Below are 18,612 nucleotides of genomic sequence, written 5' to 3' on the forward strand. Positions count from 1 at the left end.
AAGCAAACACTTGCATTGAGGTAAGGTGAAGCCTTCACAATTCAAGCAACATATTAAATCAATTAACCAACTATGAGCGACGATAAAAAAGTAATCTTCTCTATGTCTGGGGTCACAAAGACGTTCCCCAGCGCACAAACCCCTGTACTTAAAAATATATACTTAAGTTTTTTCTACGGAGCCAAAATAGGCATCCTGGGTCTTAACGGAAGTGGTAAATCTACGTTGCTGAAAATAATTGCAGGGGTAGATAAAAACTATCAAGGCGATGTGGTATTTGCACCAGGCTACTCGGTGGGGTATTTAGAACAAGAACCCCAGCTTGACGATAGCAAGACCGTACTCGAGATCGTAAAGGAAGGTGCCGCCGAAACGGTAGCGATCCTCGATGAGTACAACAAGATTAACGATATGTTTGGGCTAGAAGAAGTGTATAGCGATCCAGATAGAATGGAGAAACTTATGGCAAGACAGGCCGTGCTGCAAGACGAAATTGACGCTGCCAATGCTTGGGAACTGGACACTAAACTTGAAATTGCCATGGACGCACTACGCACACCAGATGGCGATAAGCCCATTAGTGTGCTTTCGGGTGGGGAACGGCGTCGTGTTGCCCTTTGCCGCTTGCTGCTGCAAGAACCCGATGTGTTGTTACTGGACGAGCCGACCAACCACTTGGATGCAGAGAGTGTCCACTGGTTGGAGCACCATTTGGCACAGTATAAAGGAACCGTGATCGCTGTAACCCACGACCGTTATTTCTTGGACAATGTAGCGGGATGGATATTGGAACTGGACAGGGGAGAAGGCATCCCGTGGAAAGGCAATTACTCTTCGTGGTTGGACCAAAAGAGCAAACGCTTGGCACAGGAACAAAAACAAGCCAGCAAGCGCCAAAAGACCTTGGAGCGAGAACTGGAATGGGTACGCCAAGGAGCAAAAGGAAGACAGAGCAAGCAAAAGGCACGTTTACAGAACTACGATAAACTCTTGAGCCAAGATCAAAAGAAGTTGGATGAAAAACTGGAGATCTATATCCCAAATGGTCCTCGTTTGGGAACCAATGTGATTGAAGCCAATGGAGTGAGCAAAGCTTTTGAGGATAAGTTGCTTTATGAAGACCTCAACTTTAAGCTACCACAGGCAGGTATCGTGGGGATTATTGGCCCCAACGGGGCTGGAAAAACTACCATCTTTAAGATGATTATGGACGAGATTGAACCTGATAAAGGTAGCTTTACCGTTGGTGAAACAGCCAAGATTGCCTATGTAGACCAGAGTCATAGTAATATTGACGTTGAGAAAACAATATGGGAGAACTTTAGTGACGGTCAAGAACTCGTGATGATGGGCGGTAAGCAAGTAAACTCACGAGCATATTTAAGTCGTTTCAACTTTAGTGGGAGCGAGCAGAATAAAAAGGTATCGAAACTTTCGGGTGGTGAACGTAACCGTTTGCACCTTGCCATGACCTTAAAGGAGGAAGGCAACGTCCTGTTGCTCGATGAGCCCACCAACGACCTTGATGTAAATACCCTACGTGCTTTGGAGGAAGGTTTAGAAAACTTTGCAGGTTGTGCTGTGGTAATTAGTCACGACCGTTGGTTCTTGGACAGGATATGTACACACATTCTAGCCTTTGAAGGTGATAGTCAAGTATATTTCTTTGAAGGAGGCTTCAGCGAGTATGAAGAAAACAAAAAGAAACGCTTGGGTGGCGATGTAATGCCAAAACGTATCAAGTACAAGAAACTGATACGATAGCATCCCTACTTTTGAATAGATAAAAAACCCCCGCAATTGTTGTGGGGGTTTTCTTTTGAAGCCCTCATCAAATCTTCCTATCTTTAAGCTCCTAAAATTCAATATTGATGAAACTTTCAAAACTCTTATTCCTTCTTAGCTTTTTATTCATATTCTCATTACATGCGCAAGTTCAAAGACCATTTGAATCCCTGGATGTTTTTCAACTTGAATACGCTGGTGATCCACAGATTTCCCCAAACGGAGATTATGTAGTGTACCGCCGTACGGGTTTTGATATTATGAAAGACCGTTCTGCAGGCAACCTATGGATGTTGAGTACGGACGATAGGAACATACACCATAAACTTACCTCTCGGGACGCAAACGAAAGCCGGGCACGTTGGTCGCCCAGCGGGGACAGGATTGCTTTTGTAAGCAGTACCGATAACGGCAGTGAGGTTTTTGTATACTGGACAAACTCTGGCACAATGGCAAAATTGACGCAGTTGGAGAACAGCCCATCCAACATCACTTGGTCACCCGATGGAAAACAGATCGCTTTTACAATGAAGGTGAATGCAAAAGCCCCGGTCCTGGCAAAGATGCCTCCAAAACCAAAGGGGGCCAAATGGGCAAAAGCCCCACGCATTACCGATAGGTTGAAACACGAGGCAGATGGTGCGGGATATTTAAAGCCCGGATTTACCCACATTTTCACGATTTCAGCTGAAGGTGGTGCTCCAAGACAACTTACTTCGGGAGATTTTAACCATAGCGGCACTCTCTCTTGGAGTAATGATGGCGGGAAGATATATTTTTCAGCAAACAGAAATGAGGATTGGGAATACGATTTCAGGAACAGTGAAGTGTATTCGGTAAATACCCGTACTGGCGTTATCGACCAACTTACAGAGGCCAATGGTCCCGATGGTTCGCCTATGGTTTCACCCAACGGTAAACATATAGCCTACATTGGTTTTGTGGATAAGGTACAAACCTACCAAACACGAAAGTTGCACGTAATGAATATAGACGGAACGGGGAAGCGAGTTGTTTCTGATGGAATAGATAGAAGTTTTTCAAGAGTACAATGGGGCGATGATAGTAAGGGACTGTATGTTCAATACAACGATTTGGGACTTACCAAGATTGGGTATTTGGATTTAAATGGAAAACTTACTGAAATTATCAATAATGTAGGCGGTACCACCTTGGGGAGGCCTTATGCCAGTGGAAGTTTTTCAGTTTCGAATGGTGGAAGTATTGCTTATACCCTTTCCAGACCAGACCGCCCTGCCGATGTTGCAATGATCTCAAAAAAAGGAAAAGAGCCCAAAGTGTTAACGGGCTTGAATGACGACCTCATCAACTACCGAACAATGGGAGAGGTAGAAGAAATTTGGTACAACTCTACGGTAGATGGCCGTAAAATTCAGGGATGGGTAGTGTATCCACCCAACCACGACAAATCGAAACCTGCTCCGCTTCTGGTTGAAAATCACGGTGGCCCCATTTTAAATTACGGCCCTCACTTTTCTGCTGAAATCCAGTTGTATGCTGCAGCGGGCTATGTGGTTTTTTATCCCAATCCGCGAGGGAGTACGAGTTATGGTGAGGAATTCGGGAATCTGCTCTACAACAACTATCCCGGTGAGGATTATAACGATGTGATGGATGGAGTACACGAGCTTGTTAAAAAAGGTATTGCAAACAGAGACCAGCTGTATGTTACGGGAGGAAGTGCTGGGGGTATTATGACGGCTTGGATTATTGGCAAGACCAACGAGTTTAAAGCTGCCGTAGTGGCAAAACCCGTTATGAACTGGATAAGCAAGACCTTGGTGGCCGATAATTACTACGGTTATGCCAACTCTCGCTATCCTGGACAACCGTGGGAAAATTTTGAAAACTACTGGAAGTTCTCGCCCATATCTCTAGTGGGTAATGTGGAAACCCCAACCATGGTCTTGGTGGGGATGGACGATTTGCGCACCCCGCCCAGCGAGGCCAAGCAATTGTACCATGCCTTGAAACTGCGAAAAATTGAAACCGTCTTGGTTGAGATCCCGGAAGCTTCGCATGGCATTGCAGCCCGCCCAAGCAACTTGATTACCAAGGTAGCACATACCTTGGCTTGGTTTGAGAAATTTCAATAGGAGGGGTTCGGTGAGAGGGTAGTTTTTTTAAATGTGACCTTACGAAGCTGGTTCATTCCTTGTTGCTTTTGTTCAGTTGTTCTTTCAGCATCTTGTTTTCTTGTTGTACTTTTTGGTATTTTACCAATATAAAGATTAGTAATGCTATCATTACTATCAATGCCATAGAAAGGCCTGACGTTAGTTTGCCATTGACGGCATTTTGTGCAAGTGATGTTGCAGGTATACCTAAACACAATAAAAAGGTTGAAGCTAATCTCATAGTAATTTATTTATAAGATCTTAATATACTAATTTTCAGCTTGTATCACAAGTAGCATCAAGACTATAGGTTTAGCACCAAAGATATTTTTATGAGGTCTGCCACCGAAGTTACATTCAATTTTCTGTAAATGTTTTTTCGGTGTGTTTGTACAGTGTGTTTGGAAATAAAAAGCGTATCGGCAATTTCCTTGGATTGTGATCCTTCGGCAATTAACGTGATAATTTTTTTCTCCTGATGGGTAAGTGTGGTTAGAAGCTTTGTGTTCACTCCTTTTTTTTCAAGATCGGTTTCTAAATTTTCGTACAAGTGTACCATTTTCTCCAGTTTTTTTAGTGCAGCCAGATCCTGGTGAATATAACGAACCTTTTCTTCTGGAAGCGTAACGAGGAGTTCTCTGGAATTTTTTGAAATGAAGGATTCTACAAACGAGACTATACTGGGTTTGTTCTTTTGGTGTACTTTATAGTGTATTCTTTCTGAAAGTGGAGGGTGGATTGTAAATAGTGGTTGAGACTTCATAAGTTTATTTTGAGGGGTAAAATATAGTTGCTGTTTCAGCTAAACTATATGAAATCTGCTGTAAGTGTGTGGTTTATGTCATTACTTACGTGTTTTTAGTCACGAATAACAACAGGTCCTTCTTAACATTTCACGAACAACTGGAAACTGTGAATGAAAAAAAGAGCAAATTATTTTTTTTCTGATGTGTGAAGTAGTGTTTCCTTGAGTCGCGGTTTGTAGGTTCTTGAAAGTGGCAGCCAGGTACCATCTTCCAGCATCAATTTTGTAGAGTTGATAATGCGTATAAAATCCAGATTTACAAGATACGACTTGTGTATTTGCGCAAAACCTTCGGTGGCCAAGCGTTCGTTCATTTCCTTGAGGGTGTTTCGGTCTATCTCTGGATTGGAGTTTCCTTGCGTATAAAATTCCAGGTAGTGGCCATCAGATTTTATGTATAAGAGCTCTTTGGTATTTACAACCGCCTTGCTCTTTAAATGGAGCAGGGTGGGGGAGTTTTCTTCTGCCGCGACCTTGCTGTAATTTTCCAATTGTTCACGTAAGGATTCCAGTTCCTTTTTCGACTTTTTGTTCCGAACCCAAAAAATTATCACGATGAAAAAAAGAACCAAAGAAATTAATCCTACCAAGAATGATGTGGATATGTAAAAAGATTTTTGGTTATGTAGGTTTTCAATTTGCTCATCCTTTTTTTCTACTTCGTATTTGGTAATGATCTCGTTTAGCTTTTCTACACTTTCAATTTTGTAGGCTTCGTCTCCAATTTTTCTTGCTGCCTTAATATATTTGTTTGCTTCTTTAAAATTACCCAAGGCTTCAAGAACCATAGCTCTGGCTTCGTAGGTGTCCTTAAGGTTTCCCACCAGCGTGAGTTTTTTAAAGATAGTTGTAGCACTGTCTGAATAGGCAAGTGCAATAGGGTTTTCTCCTTTTTTATGATGGTTGAGACTCTTTAGGTAGAACAGTTCTCCCAAGCGGGCCTTGGCCTCAGATTTTTTATATTCTTTTTCTACCTTGTCAAAATATACATCGGCACTATCCTGTCTGTTCAAATACATAAACGCCTTTCCTATATTCTGGTTTGCAAGGGTTTCTGCTCCACTACTATTATTGGCCTTATAGAACGCTGCAGCTTTCCTTCCGTAGTAGAGGGCAGAGTCGTGCTGTTTTAAAATGTTGTGGTTTACTGCCAGGTTGTTGTAAAACCTATAAATATCCCTGTCTATGCTATGTTTTTTTGCTAGATCCAGCCCTTGGTGGTATGTTCTTACACTCTGCTTATGGTTTTTAAGGTTGTTCTGCAACAAGCCAATATTAAGTAGAACACTGGTTTTGTAACGGTCTACCCCAAGGCTGTCCCATATATACATGGCTTGTTGGTACAGGTCCAAAGCTTTATCGTAGTTGCCCTTATTTTTAACTCCTATGGCATAGTCGCTAAGGGCTAGAGCGTGGTTTTTGGGGTCATCGCGTTCTTTTGTAATAGTGACTACCTGTTTAAAAATGGCCTGGGCACTATCTGGTTTTCCAAGCCGTACCAAGGCTACTGCTTTATTTTTGAGCAGCCTATACGTAATAGGGTGGGTTTCTGGAATGTCTCGATCGTATTCCAAACCTTTTTCAAAGTTTGTTATCGCCTCCCTAAAATCACCTTTCAAGTATTCTGAATAGCCCAACATAAAGTAGCCTTCCAAAAATCCTTTTTGCAATGTATGCTTTTTGGCGTGTGCAATGGTCTTGTTCCCAATTACCAAAAGGCTATCTGAATTATTCGTGTTTTTTCTTGCTCTTTGTACATACCCCTCAATCACCGGATCTGTGAAGGTTTGCGCTAGCATTGTTGAATATGAAGAAAAAACCAAAAGGAAAAAAATTGCCGATGGCAAAAAGATATTACGGAACATAAATTGGGGAGGGCTTCGCTAATTAATTTTCATAAAGTTAGAAAAAATATACCGGTATTTTCACCTAAGGTGCAAAAATTGAATTTTGTAACAGCTAACAGTTTGATATTTTGTTGTTTACCTAAAGCTGTGTTTCTATTGTTCTGGATACCAATCTAATTGTACAACCTCGATCTGGTTGGATACACTGGATTTTTTGATCAAATCCCGGAACACCCCAACATCGCTCATTCCCTCTGCGCCTCTGTAGTGGTAGGGGTATACTTTTTTCGGCTTAAAAGCTACCACGGCACTGGCAGCGCTCTGGACGGTCATGGTGTAAGGAAGGTTCATACATACAAAGGCAATATCTATATTTTCCAGCGAACGCATTTCGGGTATATCTTCGGTATCTCCTGAAATATAAACCCGCTTGTTGCCATCGTCAATTACATAACCGTTACCTCTTCCCTGGGGATGGAACTTTAAAGCTTCTTCCCGGAGATTGTACATAGGAACGGCATGGAACTTAACCCCCAACATCATCTTTAGCTCAGTGGAAGTCCCATTGTTCAAGATACTTGTTTGGGACTGTAGGGAGGGATTCATTTTTTCCATAACGGCCTTGGGCACTATAATAACAGTTTTTTCGGTTATAACGGCCTCTAGGGTTTCTTCGTTAAAGTGGTCGCCGTGGATATCGGTCACCAATATTACATCAGGGCTGGGTTGCCCTTCAAAAGCTTCGGCACCGCCTACGGGATCTACATATATTACATTCTCGTTCCATTGCAGTACCATAGTGGCGTGGGAGATTGGGGTAATAGCTATGCTAGTTTCAATCGCTTCAATTGTGTTTTCAGGAGTGGTGGTCTTTTCCAGTTGGGCTTCAGAAGTTTTTTGATTTGTGTCCTTGCAAGAAAAGAACACTAACAACAACAGTGAAAATAGTACGGGAGTCTTCATAACGTGGGTTTTGTATAAAGGTACAAATCAAAACCCAATAATCCCTAATGCGCAATGATATCTGAAACCAAATAGGCTATCGTCTTCCCTACTTGTCCCGCAAACAGTTCTCTGTTGGGCGCTCCTTCGCAAATGTGGATGTAGGAGCAGTGTTTCTTTTCTGAAAAATAACGAACAAACCGCCTACAGTCTTCCACACTAAAGCCACTGGGACCTATAGCACTACTACCCATCCCTGCAATGGCGTCCATATCTATTTCAAGACCAAAGGATGCTGTACAGCAGAACCCTTCAGCTTCCTGCATTGCTTCAGCAAAGCTCTTTTTTTGTGTTACTGAAATATCCTCAAAAAATGAAAACCGTACCTTTTCAGCAACTTTTGCCATGCGGTCCAATTGTACTTGGGAGGTATAATTGCGATGCAAACCAAAGATAAAATACCGCTCTAAAAACCCTTCTTGTGCAGCATAACTGAAACCATTTCCGCTGTGGCGATGTTCCAAGGCGCGAAAATCGGTATGGGCATCAAAATTTATACAGTTTATAGGGATTCCCAATGCTTTTGAAGCACCTTTTAAATTCCCAAAACTATTATTGTGCCCGCCACCAACCACAATGGGAACCTTCCCGAAGGAAACAATAGTTTCAATAATTTCAGCAAGTAGATGATCTATCTGCGAGACCAGCTCACCCAGTTTTTCAACATAATGTGTTTCACTTGTATCCAGTGCTGCTGCTTGTTGCATTTGCTGTGTACAGTCTAGCTCACCCAACACGATACAGCTGTTTGCTTGGCAATATTGGGTTTGTTGTATGTTGCATAGGGCTGATAGTAAAGCTTCCCAAGCTTTTGAAGCACCTGGTTTTCCATGATTGGCACGTACGCCAATATCTTCAGGAATGCCTAAGAGTATATATTTTTGTGGGGCATCCTTTAAGTCTTCCAACGACGAAACCGTTAGCGTAACCTGTCCAAACTTGAGTTCCCCACGGCGGGCGTTGGTGTAAGATAACAAATCTTCCTTCGTGTAAATTTTCAGCATTACTCGATTGTTTTTCCGTTTATAATTACGGTTTCAATATTGTTGTTACCAAAGTCGTAGGGTAAATACGCGTAGCTAGGAATCTCTTTTGTAACCATGACACTGGCATTTTTTCCTTTGGTGATACTTCCGTGGGTATCGCTCAACCCCATTGCGTAGGCACCGTTCAGAGTTGCAGCGTTGATTGCTTCTTCTGGGGTAAGCTTCATTTTTATACAAGCGGTAGCAACTACAAAATTCATATTTCCGCTAGGGGTAGAACCTGGATTATAGTCGGTAGCCAGGGCCAAGGGCAAGCCTGCATCTATCAATTCTCTTCCCGGGGTATAGGGAATGCTCAAAAAGTAAGAGCAGGAGGGAAGCGCCACGGGCATAGTATCGCTGTTTTGGAGTACCGAGATATCCGCATTGGTCAATACTTCTAGATGGTCCACGCTAAGTGCATCGTGTACCACCCCTGCTTTAACGCCTCCTATAGCATTAAACTGGTTTACGTGAATTTTGGGCATCAAGCCATAGCTGTTGCCAGCTTGCAGTAATTTGTGGGTATCCTCAACACTAAAGTATCCTTTTTCACAAAATATATCGATATAGTCTGCAAGGTTCTCCTGGGCTACTTTTGGGAGCATATTGGTTATAATATGATTTAAATACCCATCTTTATCTCCTTTAAATTCAGCAGGTACGGCATGTGCGCCCAAGAATGTTGTTTTTACGGTTACAGGAAAGTTATCCCCCAATTTTTTGGCCACCCGTAGCATTTTCAGTTCGGCTTCGGTTGTAAGGCCATAGCCACTTTTAATCTCAATGGCACCTGTGCCCATTCGCATGACCTGCTCCAATCTTTGGGCAGATTGTTTATATAGATCCTCTTCGTGTGTTTCTTGCAATTTTTTGGCGCTGTTCAGGATACCACCACCTTTTTCGGCAATTTCTTGGTAGCTCAATCCATTTATCCTATCTACGAATTCCTGTTCGCGGTTACCGGCATATACAATGTGGGTATGGCTATCGCACCACGTGGGAAGTACCATTTTTCCAGTACAGTCTATGGTTTTTTCTGCTGAAATATCTGCCAAGGAATCCATTGTCCCAAAATCCTTGATCGTATTATCTTCCAGCAGCAACCAAGCATTTTTTAGCGAGGGGAGTTCCTTCATAGCCCCACCGGCTATTTTTTTGGTGTCTTGTTCGCGGATTTGGAGGAGTTCCTTTATATTAGTTAACAATAATTTCATAGGCTAAATATAGCAAACCTTCATAGTATTTGATACCTTAGAACCCTAAAAATTGAAGTAATGGCAAAAACCGAAAATATGGGCGTAAACACAATTTGTACGCACGTGGGAGAAGTAGCGGACGAACAATTTAAAGGAGCTATTTCACCTTTGTATATGAGCAGTTCGTATGCGTATGAGAATGTGGATATTAAGCGCTACCCGAGGTATTTTAACACTCCCAACCAAGAAGCTTTGGGAAAAAAAATAGCTGCGCTGGAACATACCGAAGCAGGAATGATCTTTGGTAGTGGTATGGCAGCCGTAAGCCATTGTTTGTTGGCGTTTCTTCAAAAAGGCGACCATGTTGTATTACAAAAAACACTCTATGGCGGCACATACAATTTTGTGGTGGAAGAGTTTGGGAAATTTGGGATTGAATATACGTTTACGAATGGTTTTGCCGAAGAGGATTTCAGAAATGCACTACAGGACAACTCTAAGGTTATTTATGTTGAGACCCCCAGCAACCCGTTGATGCTCATTACAGATTTGGAGATGATAACCAGATTGGCCAAAGAGCACGATCTGGTCTCCATGATAGACAATACGTTTGCTTCGCCCATCAACCAAAACCCGGCAGACTTTGGTATAGACATCGTTATCCATAGTGCTACAAAATATATGGGAGGCCACAGCGATATTTGTGCAGGGGCCGTTGCCGCGAGCGATGAGCATATTGAACAAATTTGGAACCTCTCTAAAAATATAGGAGGTAGTTTGAGCGATTATACCGTGTGGCTCTTGGAGCGTAGCCTAAAAACGTTGGCACTTCGCGTAAAAGCCCAAAACCGAAATGCAAAGAAAATGGCCAAATGGTTACACAAGCACCCACTTGTAAAAAAGGTATATTACCCAGGATTGAAGGATCATCCAGACTATACTTTGGCAAAAAAGCAAATGAAGGGCTATACGGGTATGCTATCTTTTGAATTGATCCCCACGGTAAATGCGGAGACATTTATGCAATCACTACAATTAATAAAACAATCTATGAGTCTGGCAGGGGTAGAATCAACCATCTTATCCCCCGCAAAAACAAGCCACACACTACTTTCTGCTGAAGAAAGGACCCATCAGGGAATAAGTGACGGGTTGTTGCGTTTTTCGGTGGGAATTGAAGAGAAGAAAGACCTCATAGCAGATTTTGAACACGCTTTTGAAGTTGCCGCAAAAAAAGAAATAGCATAAATGTGCCGAACCATAAAATTGAATTTTAGATGAAATTAGATATACTCGCAATAGGTGCACACCCCGACGACGTTGAGATGAGTTGTGGAGGTACGTTGGCAAAAGAAATAGCCAATGGGAAAAAAGTTGGAATCCTTGACTTAACAAGGGGAGAGCTAGGTACAAGGGGGAATGCCGCGATACGTGAAAAAGAAGCAAAGACAGCTGCTGAAACTTTAGGGATTTCGGTTAGGGAGAATCTAGAGTTTGGTGATGGTTTTTTTGTGAATAACCAGGCTACCCAACTGGAAGTGATTAAAATTATACGTAAATACCGTCCTGAAATTATTCTGTGCAATGCCATTGACGATAGGCATATAGACCATGGTAAAGGAAGCAAACTGGTTAGTGATGCTAGTTTTTTAAGCGGTTTGGCAAAAATTGAGACCATCCACCAAGGAAACCACCAACATCCGTGGAGACCTAAACAGGTTTACCATTACGTACAGTGGAAAGAACTCACCCCAGATTTTGTTGTGGATATCACGGGCTTTGAGGACAAAAAGATGGAAGCTATTTTTGCTTACAAAAGTCAATTCTTTGATGAGAATTCCAGAGAGCCCAATACACCCATTTCTTCAAAAAATGCAACGGATAGTATGTTGTACCGAAATAGAAACCTAGGTAGGTTAATAGGCACAGAAGCAGCTGAAGGTTTTACGGTAGAACGATTACCTGCAGTGTCTTCAATTTTCGATTTGATTTAAAAATTTTTACTTCTTATTGTACAACCGTGATAATTGAAGTATATTTGCATCCGCTTTTCGAATGAAAAGCAATATGGTGGTTGTAGCTCAGTTGGTTAGAGCGCCTGATTGTGGTTCAGGAGGTCGTCGGTTCGAGACCGATCTTCCACCCAAAAATACAAGTCCTTCAGCAATGGGGGACTTTTTTTGTCGTACTGGGTTCATAAAGATAGAATAGGTCGAGAAGTTTATACTGAGCGTGCAGCAGTCGAAGTAAGACCGATCTTCCACCCAAAAATACAAGTCCTTCAGCAATGGGGAACTTTTTTTGTTGTACTAAGTTCACAAATAGGTCGAGAAGATTATGCTGAACGCCAAGTAAGGTCAACCTGCCACTGGAACAAAAAGGGAGGGGGTTTCCATACAAAAACACAAGTCCTTCAGCAATGAGGGGCTTTTTTATGGAGCAGTGTTAACGGTGCCCAATACGTACAGTTGTGATAGGGTTGGTGTTTCGCTTCCGCCTTCAGGTTCTAGTGTTATCCCAAAGCCTTCTGCTTCTGGGAAATTTTCTAATTTATAGAGGCCGGTATCAACGAGTGAAGCTTCATCTAACAGTCCCATACTTGTAGGTGTTAATGGTTCCATGATCAAGGACCACACTTGGTAAACTTTTCCTCTTGGGGGTGTTGGCAGTTCCTTGGTGTCTATGTACGCAACTTGCTGGTCTTTGTTGTAGAAAATTTTGGCTTTTGCTTCAGGAGCCACGTTTTGGTTTCCTGGTAGGGATATAGGTGTAAACGCCTCACTCCTTATATCTGCCAAGATAGTTTCGGTTTTTATCTTTTGTTCTGTTACGTCTTCGAGCTGTTCTTTTACGTTATTGGTTTCGGTAGTGGTAATTTCCAGTTCTTCCTGGAGTGCATTGTTCTCATTTAGAAAATAGAAGAGACCACATAGGAGCAAAATAGCTGCTGCCCATCCAGAAATTGCTTTCCAGTTGGTTGTGTCGCTGGTTTCTTTTGTGATGTTCCGTACATTTTTAATGCTGTTTAAAATATACGTCCAAACCATTGCAGAGAGTGGTGGGGCTACTCCTTCGGCAAGCTGGATGAGGGAGGATTCTATTATTTCAATTTCCTTTTTTAAATTGGGATATTGTGCAATAGCGTCCTCAACTTCCTGTACCTCATTTTCGGGCAAGGAACCGCAAACGTATAATTCTAATTTTCCGGATGCTATTAGTTCTTGTTCTGTCATGTTATTGTGGGCCTAATACTATTAAACGTAAATCGCTTAAACAATTTCTATTCCTTGTTTTTAATGTTCCCAATGGCATTTCAAGTTTTTCTGCGGCGTCCTTTTGCGTAAAACCTTTAAAAAACAGTAGGTCTATTATAGAGATACAAACTGGTTTCAGCTTGTCTACAAATTTTTTTAGACCTATTGCGTTGGTTTTTTTGTTTAGGTTATCAGAGGACGACAAAATATCTACGAAATTAGTAGTGCTCAGGTTTTTTTTACTGTTCTTAAAACTCTTGGAGCGTGTTTTGTCAATCGCGCTATTCCTAGCAATATTGAGTATCCACGTGAAAAAACGACCTTTTGTATTATCGTAGGATGAAGCGTTGTCCCAAATTTTTATAAATACGTCCTGAAGCACTTCTTCTGCAATGTCCTCGTCCAGAACAATGCTGTAAATTATTCCGAAGATCGCTTCGGAGTACATCATATACAGTTTCGAGAAAGCACGTTCGTTGCGTTCTTTCAATAAATCAATCAAATAATCCGGTTGCTCCATGTAAGGTTATAAAATTTAAGAGCACTAAGTTAATTAATTCTTGAATTAAAAACTTCAAATTTATTATTAATTAAAAAATATATAACAAAACTGGTATTAAATTCAAGAAATGTTAAAAAAAACGAGTTTCAGTTTAAATATTTGTTAAAAATTAAAAATTGTATATTTTTACATCCTTAACTTAAAATTACTTATCCTACACTTTAAATCAATTTTTTCTATGAAAAAAATAACTTTTGGAATACTATGTGTATTTCTTTCTTTTTTAATTGGCACATCGCAGGCGCAAACTTCTGCGAGTCAAATAGAAGCAGTTGTTGATCAATTGCTTGAGAATAACGAACTGCAATCCAACGATACACAATGGGTTGTTACAGACCAATCTACAAGTACAATTAGCGGCGTAACCCATGTCTACTATAGGCAAGTTGTAAATGGCTTAGAGGTTTATGGAACCGAATCTGGTATTCACCTTACAGCTTCTGGTGATGTACTTACACAAAACAATCACTTTATAAACCAAGCTACAAATAGAGCGGTTTCAGGGAACACACCCTCTATAAGTGCTGCACAGGCCGTACAAGCAGTTGCAGACCAACTAGGGTATAACATAAATGGTGGTATTTCGGTTGTAGCATCAAAAGAAGGTGTAGCACAGGAGACGCTATTGTCAAAAAGTGGAATCTCCCTAAGTGAAATTCCAGCAAAACTAACCTATCAACTTAATGATAACGACGAGCTTGTATTGGTTTGGGACCTTTCCATTCAGGAAATATCAGGTCACGATTGGTGGAGTTTACGAGTAGATGCAAACACAGGTAATATAGTAGACAAAGTTAACTGGATAGTAAGCTGTAATCTTTCACACGACCATAGTGCCGATGAAGCGGAAATATTGGACTACAACAAAAACTTGTACAATATTCCCAATTATACCGAAGCAGTTGAAACCGAAAACATGCCCCCCAATAGTTATGAGGTTATCGCAATTCCTACCGAAAGTCCTTACTTTGCACCAAGGACTATAGTAACAAGCCCCGAGGATTTAACGGCCTCTCCTTTTGGATGGCATGATACCAATGGTGTCCCAGGAGCAGAATTTACCACTACACGTGGAAATAATGTTAATGCTTACGAAGATGGGGACAACCAAGGTTTTCAACCAGATGGTGGTATAGACTTGGACTTTACTGGAGCAGGATTTCCGTTTGATCAAAACTATAGCAATGCAACACAATACGAAGCTGCAGCTATAACCAACCTATTTTACTGGAACAATATTATTCACGATGTTCTTTTCCAATATGGATTTGATGAAGCTTCAGGAAATTTCCAAGAAACCAATTATAGTGGAGCTGGTGCAGGAAGTGATTCTGTAAATGCTGAAGCTCAAGATGGCTCAGGGACATGTAATGCAAATTTTGGCACCCCGCCAGATGGTTCAAATCCAACAATGCAGATGTATGTTTGTGGCGACAAGGATGGCGATTTTGACAACTTGGTTATCGTGCACGAATATGGTCACGGAGTATCCAATAGATTGACAGGAGGCCCAAGCCAATCGGGATGTCTTGGAAACTCAGAGCAAATGGGTGAAGGATGGAGCGATTATTTGGGAGCTATCTTAACTATGAACCCAGGCGATATGGCTACAGATGCCCGTCCAGTGGGTACGTATCTTTTTGGTCAAGGACCTACTGGTGGTGGGATTAGATCATTTCCATATAGCACAGATTTTAGCATAAACCCTCAAACGTACGACTATATTAAAACTGAATCTGTTCCTCACGGTGTTGGTTCTGTTTGGGCAACAATGCTCTGGGAGCTTACTTGGGAACTTATTGCCGAACATGGCGTAGACAACAACATTTATAATTTTACTGGAGACGTAAACCTGGATGCAGGTAACGTACAAGCTCTTGCACTGGTTATGGAAGGGATGAAACTTCAACCCTGTAGCCCAGGTTTCGTAGATGGCCGTGATGCCATTTTTGCAGCAGACCAAGCCCTTTATGGTGGCGCTAACGAATGTCTTATCTGGGATGCTTTTGCACGTCGTGGTTTAGGGGTAAGTGCAGATCAAGGCTCTTCAAATAGCCGTAGCGACGGTACAGAAGCTTTTGACACACCTACTGGTGTGGCTAGTTTTGTAGCACCAGAAGACGTATGTGCATCGGCAGATGTTCTTACAGGATTATCTGGTGGTACTCCGTTTGGAGGGATGTATAGTGGACCTGGTGTAACAGACGATGGTAACGGAAATACATATTCTTTCGACCCTGGAGCTGCTGGAGTTGGTGTACACAGTATAACTTATACTGTTCAAGCTAACGATTGTACCGTGGCTTCTTCAGATTCTGATACTATTGAAGTATTGGCAATACCCAACAGTCCAACAACAACTGGAGATATGGATATTTGTGTTGGAGATGCTGCCACAGTAACCGCTACACCGGTAGATCCCGCTAATGTTATTAGATGGTACGATGCCCAAAATGGAGGGAACTTCTTATTTGAAGGCACAGACTATACATTCAATCCAACAGGAAATACTACTGTATACGCACAGGAAAACCCTCCTGGACCACTTTCGCAATTGGTGATTTCTGAACTTACACTGGAAACCCCAGATAGGCTTGAAATCCAAAACGTAGGTATTGCTCAAGATTATTCAGGTTACACTGTTGCTGTGAGCGAACAGCCTTATACTAATATAAACACCCAAAACAGTGTTGAACAAACATTGGGAGCTATGGGCGCAGATTCTGTTGTCACGTTCAGTGACGAGTCTGGTAATGCAGATTACTGGGGCGATAATATTTGGTGGGATAACGATGGTACCGGATGGATCATAGTTATCGACGATGCCGGTAATGTTGTAGACTCTGTATTCTGGAACTTCACTGCTGCCGAAATTTCTGGCCTCAATGTTACGATAAATGGATTTAATATCACTGCGGCAGATCTAGATTGGTCTGGTCCTGGTGCTGCACTTACTGCAGATTGTGGTGAATCCTTCAAGAGATTTGGTGAAACAGACTCTAGTGCAGATTGGTCTAATACGTGTGATGATGAAACCTATGGTGTGGCTGGAGATGTAGGCCTTGGCTTTGCAGGCTGTCTTGCTGAAAGAGCTCCTGCCCAAGTAACAGTAGATGCTGTTGACCCTACCATTACTTGCCCAGCAGACGAAACTGTAACGGTTAACCAAGGTGAACAATACACGTTGCCAGACTATACAGGGGTTGCAACTGCTACAGATAATTGTGCTGCTACACCTGTAATCTCACAAAACCCAACAGCGGGAACACAGGTAGGTCCTGGCGTTACACAAATAACCATGACAGCTACTGATGCTGCTGGGAATGAGGCAACCTGTACTTTTGATGTTACGGTTGAAGAGAATATACTAAGTATTGAAGAACTTTCGCTTAAAAACGGAATCGCTTTGTATCCTAACCCAACCACAGGAATGGTTACTATTAGCAACAATAGCGAGCAAGTATTGACCAATGCTGTAGTTACCGACGTAAACGGTCGAACTATTTACACAATAGATCTCTCCGGAGCAAATGCAACTACACTATCATTGGAAAATGTTGCAACTGGTTTGTATTTTGTTAGGATTAATTCTGAACAAGCAAGCATTATAAAACGAATTATCAAAAGGTAAGTCTATATAGGATATAGATTCAATAAAGCCCTGACTCTTTAGCCGGGGTTTTATTTTTGGTATTGTCTTTGTATTATATGTACCGTAGTATTGAAACATACAGTAAACACGACAGCTTACCGTGTCCCTAAAAAGAAACAAGACTATATACAAAAGCCTCTAGTGTATCACTAGAGGCTTTTTATGTATAAATAGTTGTTGTGTCTTACTGAATTATCCCTCCGCAGCTCACTCGGGCTCCTGCGGCTCCAGAAGGTTGTGAGGTGAAATCGTCAGCTCCTTTGTGTACTATAATGGCTTTACCAATGATGTTCTTGGTATCATCGTCACAGCCTATGCACCACTCATTGGTAGTCATTGTGATAGAGCCATTCCCATCGCTATCTGCTTCAAAGTTACCTATGTCCCCTTTATGGTATCCATCTGCATCTCCCCACTTTCCGTGATCTTCAAATGTAGGGTTCCAGTGACCCCCAGAAGATGTTGCATCTGCTGCTGAGCAGTCTGCTTCTTCGTGGATATGTATGGCGTGCGTACCTGGTTCCAGTCCGCTTATTTCAGCAACCATTTTTACGTTTCCACCCGTTTCAGTAAACTGGACCTTTCCGGTTGCGTTGCTATTGCTCTTCGAATCAAGGCGCAAAGTTACCTCCTTGGCAGTTAGTGCTTGTGCTTTCTTGGTTTCAGTTTGCTCAATTTCTTGTTTAACATCTTCCTCTTTTTCAGAATCTTTAGTTTCGTTCTTACAGCTTACCAACCCCAAAATTGCTACGCTCAGACAGGTTATAAATATTCGTTTCATAATTATTGTTTTTAAGTTATTGTCCTATAAATGTACAGTCTATTAAGCGTAACAACAAACTTTTAAAACAATCTTAACGATGCTATTTTGTAAGTAGTTTAAGATCTGTAAGCCCTTTTTTTAAATTTTCAGAAATCAACAAAGCTCTGTCCACTCTTTTTTGGGTGTCCTTGATACGTATGATATGATAGATGAGACTTCGTTTTTTTCCATCGGGCAATCTTTCAAAAAGCTGTAATGCCTCGTAATCTGTTTCAATAACTGCCTTAAACTCTTCGGGCATTTCAACCCCGTATTTAGTAGTGTTTTCAAGAATCTGTAGTTGAAAATACTCTGACGTGGTAACCCCCAGTTCTTTTTGGTACCGTTTTCCGAAGCTGATCAATACCTCATCGTTTCGCTTATGCAGTTTTCCGTGAAAACTAATTGTATTGCCCTTGTAAAATGCTTTGAGTGCCACACGAGAATGTTTATCCTCAATAAAAGGTTGCGCATAAGTATACGGAACTATAACCGAGTGGGTTCCAGTGATGTTTACTTCAAATTTGGGAGATTGTAACAC

Annotated in this window: 15 protein-coding genes and 1 tRNA gene; 6 read left to right on the forward strand and 10 right to left on the reverse strand. The window is 41.7% G+C overall.

Annotated features, from left to right (window positions below):
* Window positions 1-72 precede the first annotated feature (72 nt).
* Window positions 73-1,764: an energy-dependent translational throttle protein EttA gene (gene ettA, locus C8D94_RS07415; protein WP_115123294.1), complete on the forward strand. Its 1,692-nt coding sequence runs from the start codon at window positions 73-75 to the stop codon at window positions 1,762-1,764.
* 107 nt (window positions 1,765-1,871) lie between these two features.
* Complete coding sequence (locus C8D94_RS07420) at window positions 1,872-3,902, forward strand: S9 family peptidase (RefSeq protein WP_115123295.1); 2,031 nt, start codon at window positions 1,872-1,874, stop codon at window positions 3,900-3,902.
* A 52-nt stretch (window positions 3,903-3,954) separates the two neighbouring features.
* Here C8D94_RS07420 and C8D94_RS07425 read toward each other — a convergent pair whose 3' ends face one another.
* The 6 genes from C8D94_RS07425 to hutI form a co-directional block, all read right to left on the reverse strand.
* Window positions 3,955-4,164 (reverse strand): hypothetical protein, encoded by a 210-nt coding sequence (locus C8D94_RS07425; protein ID WP_115123296.1) that lies wholly within the window; start codon window positions 4,162-4,164, stop codon window positions 3,955-3,957.
* 63 nt (window positions 4,165-4,227) lie between these two features.
* A complete protein-coding gene (locus tag C8D94_RS07430) occupies window positions 4,228-4,686 on the reverse strand; it encodes a helix-turn-helix domain-containing protein (protein WP_115123297.1) in 459 nt (152 codons plus the stop codon).
* A 170-nt stretch (window positions 4,687-4,856) separates the two neighbouring features.
* Window positions 4,857-6,527, reverse strand: a complete 1,671-nt coding sequence (locus C8D94_RS07435; RefSeq protein ID WP_170134737.1) for a LytTR family transcriptional regulator — start codon at window positions 6,525-6,527, stop codon at window positions 4,857-4,859.
* A gap of 201 nt (window positions 6,528-6,728) precedes the next feature.
* A complete protein-coding gene (locus C8D94_RS07440) occupies window positions 6,729-7,538 on the reverse strand; it encodes an MBL fold metallo-hydrolase (protein ID WP_115123299.1) in 810 nt (269 codons plus the stop codon).
* Window positions 7,539-7,582: 44 nt separating this feature from the next.
* The gene (locus C8D94_RS07445) at window positions 7,583-8,581 is read right to left on the reverse strand and encodes a formimidoylglutamase (protein WP_115123300.1); all 999 of its coding nucleotides are present in this window, start codon (window positions 8,579-8,581) and stop codon (window positions 7,583-7,585) included.
* Complete coding sequence (hutI, locus tag C8D94_RS07450; RefSeq protein WP_115123301.1) at window positions 8,581-9,819, reverse strand: imidazolonepropionase; 1,239 nt, start codon at window positions 9,817-9,819, stop codon at window positions 8,581-8,583. Before hutI ends, C8D94_RS07445 begins: the two co-directional genes overlap by 1 nt.
* Window positions 9,820-9,879: 60 nt before the next feature.
* Here hutI and C8D94_RS07455 point away from each other — a divergent pair, with 60 nt between their 5' ends.
* From C8D94_RS07455 to C8D94_RS07465, 3 genes are all read left to right on the forward strand, one after another.
* On the forward strand, window positions 9,880-11,049 hold the full coding sequence (locus tag C8D94_RS07455) for a trans-sulfuration enzyme family protein (protein WP_115123302.1): 1,170 nt from the start codon (window positions 9,880-9,882) through the stop codon (window positions 11,047-11,049).
* A gap of 29 nt (window positions 11,050-11,078) precedes the next feature.
* Entirely contained in the window at window positions 11,079-11,795 is a 717-nt protein-coding gene (gene bshB1 / locus C8D94_RS07460) for a bacillithiol biosynthesis deacetylase BshB1 (protein ID WP_115123303.1), read from the forward strand.
* A gap of 75 nt (window positions 11,796-11,870) precedes the next feature.
* Window positions 11,871-11,946: transfer RNA gene (locus C8D94_RS07465), tRNA-His, on the forward strand.
* A 287-nt stretch (window positions 11,947-12,233) separates the two neighbouring features.
* Here the strand turns inward: C8D94_RS07465 and C8D94_RS07475 are convergent.
* The gene (locus C8D94_RS07475) at window positions 12,234-13,034 is read right to left on the reverse strand and encodes an anti-sigma factor (protein ID WP_115123305.1); all 801 of its coding nucleotides are present in this window, start codon (window positions 13,032-13,034) and stop codon (window positions 12,234-12,236) included.
* A gap of 1 nt (window position 13,035) precedes the next feature.
* Window positions 13,036-13,575, reverse strand: a complete 540-nt coding sequence (locus C8D94_RS07480; protein WP_115123306.1) for an RNA polymerase sigma factor — start codon at window positions 13,573-13,575, stop codon at window positions 13,036-13,038.
* 220 nt (window positions 13,576-13,795) lie between these two features.
* On the opposite strand from C8D94_RS07480, the gene C8D94_RS07485 reads away from it, so the two are divergent.
* Window positions 13,796-17,248, forward strand: a complete 3,453-nt coding sequence (locus tag C8D94_RS07485; protein WP_115123307.1) for a M36 family metallopeptidase — start codon at window positions 13,796-13,798, stop codon at window positions 17,246-17,248.
* 205 nt (window positions 17,249-17,453) lie between these two features.
* Here the strand turns inward: C8D94_RS07485 and C8D94_RS07490 are convergent, their stop codons facing one another.
* Window positions 17,454-18,050, reverse strand: a complete 597-nt coding sequence (locus C8D94_RS07490; RefSeq protein ID WP_115123308.1) for a superoxide dismutase family protein — start codon at window positions 18,048-18,050, stop codon at window positions 17,454-17,456.
* A gap of 82 nt (window positions 18,051-18,132) precedes the next feature.
* A complete protein-coding gene (locus C8D94_RS07495; protein WP_115123309.1) occupies window positions 18,133-18,612 on the reverse strand; it encodes a YdeI/OmpD-associated family protein in 480 nt (159 codons plus the stop codon).

The organism is Marinirhabdus gelatinilytica (assembly GCF_003353425.1).
Classification (GTDB): Bacteria; Bacteroidota; Bacteroidia; order Flavobacteriales; family Flavobacteriaceae; genus Marinirhabdus; species Marinirhabdus gelatinilytica.

What these genes read in the sequence shown, in the direction of transcription:
- ettA (WP_115123294.1), top strand. Translation starts at nt 73, where the DNA reads ATGAGCGACGATAAAAAAGTAATCTTCTCTATGTCTGGGGTCACAAAG.
- C8D94_RS07420 (WP_115123295.1), top strand. Translation starts at nt 1,872, where the DNA reads ATGAAACTTTCAAAACTCTTATTCCTTCTTAGCTTTTTATTCATATTC.
- C8D94_RS07425 (WP_115123296.1), bottom strand. Translation starts at nt 4,164, where the DNA reads ATGAGATTAGCTTCAACCTTTTTATTGTGTTTAGGTATACCTGCAACA.
- C8D94_RS07430 (WP_115123297.1), bottom strand. Translation starts at nt 4,686, where the DNA reads ATGAAGTCTCAACCACTATTTACAATCCACCCTCCACTTTCAGAAAGA.
- C8D94_RS07435 (WP_170134737.1), bottom strand. Translation starts at nt 6,527, where the DNA reads ATGCTAGCGCAAACCTTCACAGATCCGGTGATTGAGGGGTATGTACAA.
- C8D94_RS07440 (WP_115123299.1), bottom strand. Translation starts at nt 7,538, where the DNA reads ATGAAGACTCCCGTACTATTTTCACTGTTGTTGTTAGTGTTCTTTTCT.
- C8D94_RS07445 (WP_115123300.1), bottom strand. Translation starts at nt 8,581, where the DNA reads ATGCTGAAAATTTACACGAAGGAAGATTTGTTATCTTACACCAACGCC.
- hutI (WP_115123301.1), bottom strand. Translation starts at nt 9,819, where the DNA reads ATGAAATTATTGTTAACTAATATAAAGGAACTCCTCCAAATCCGCGAA.
- C8D94_RS07455 (WP_115123302.1), top strand. Translation starts at nt 9,880, where the DNA reads ATGGCAAAAACCGAAAATATGGGCGTAAACACAATTTGTACGCACGTG.
- bshB1 (WP_115123303.1), top strand. Translation starts at nt 11,079, where the DNA reads ATGAAATTAGATATACTCGCAATAGGTGCACACCCCGACGACGTTGAG.
- C8D94_RS07475 (WP_115123305.1), bottom strand. Translation starts at nt 13,034, where the DNA reads ATGACAGAACAAGAACTAATAGCATCCGGAAAATTAGAATTATACGTT.
- C8D94_RS07480 (WP_115123306.1), bottom strand. Translation starts at nt 13,575, where the DNA reads ATGGAGCAACCGGATTATTTGATTGATTTATTGAAAGAACGCAACGAA.
- C8D94_RS07485 (WP_115123307.1), top strand. Translation starts at nt 13,796, where the DNA reads ATGAAAAAAATAACTTTTGGAATACTATGTGTATTTCTTTCTTTTTTA.
- C8D94_RS07490 (WP_115123308.1), bottom strand. Translation starts at nt 18,050, where the DNA reads ATGAAACGAATATTTATAACCTGTCTGAGCGTAGCAATTTTGGGGTTG.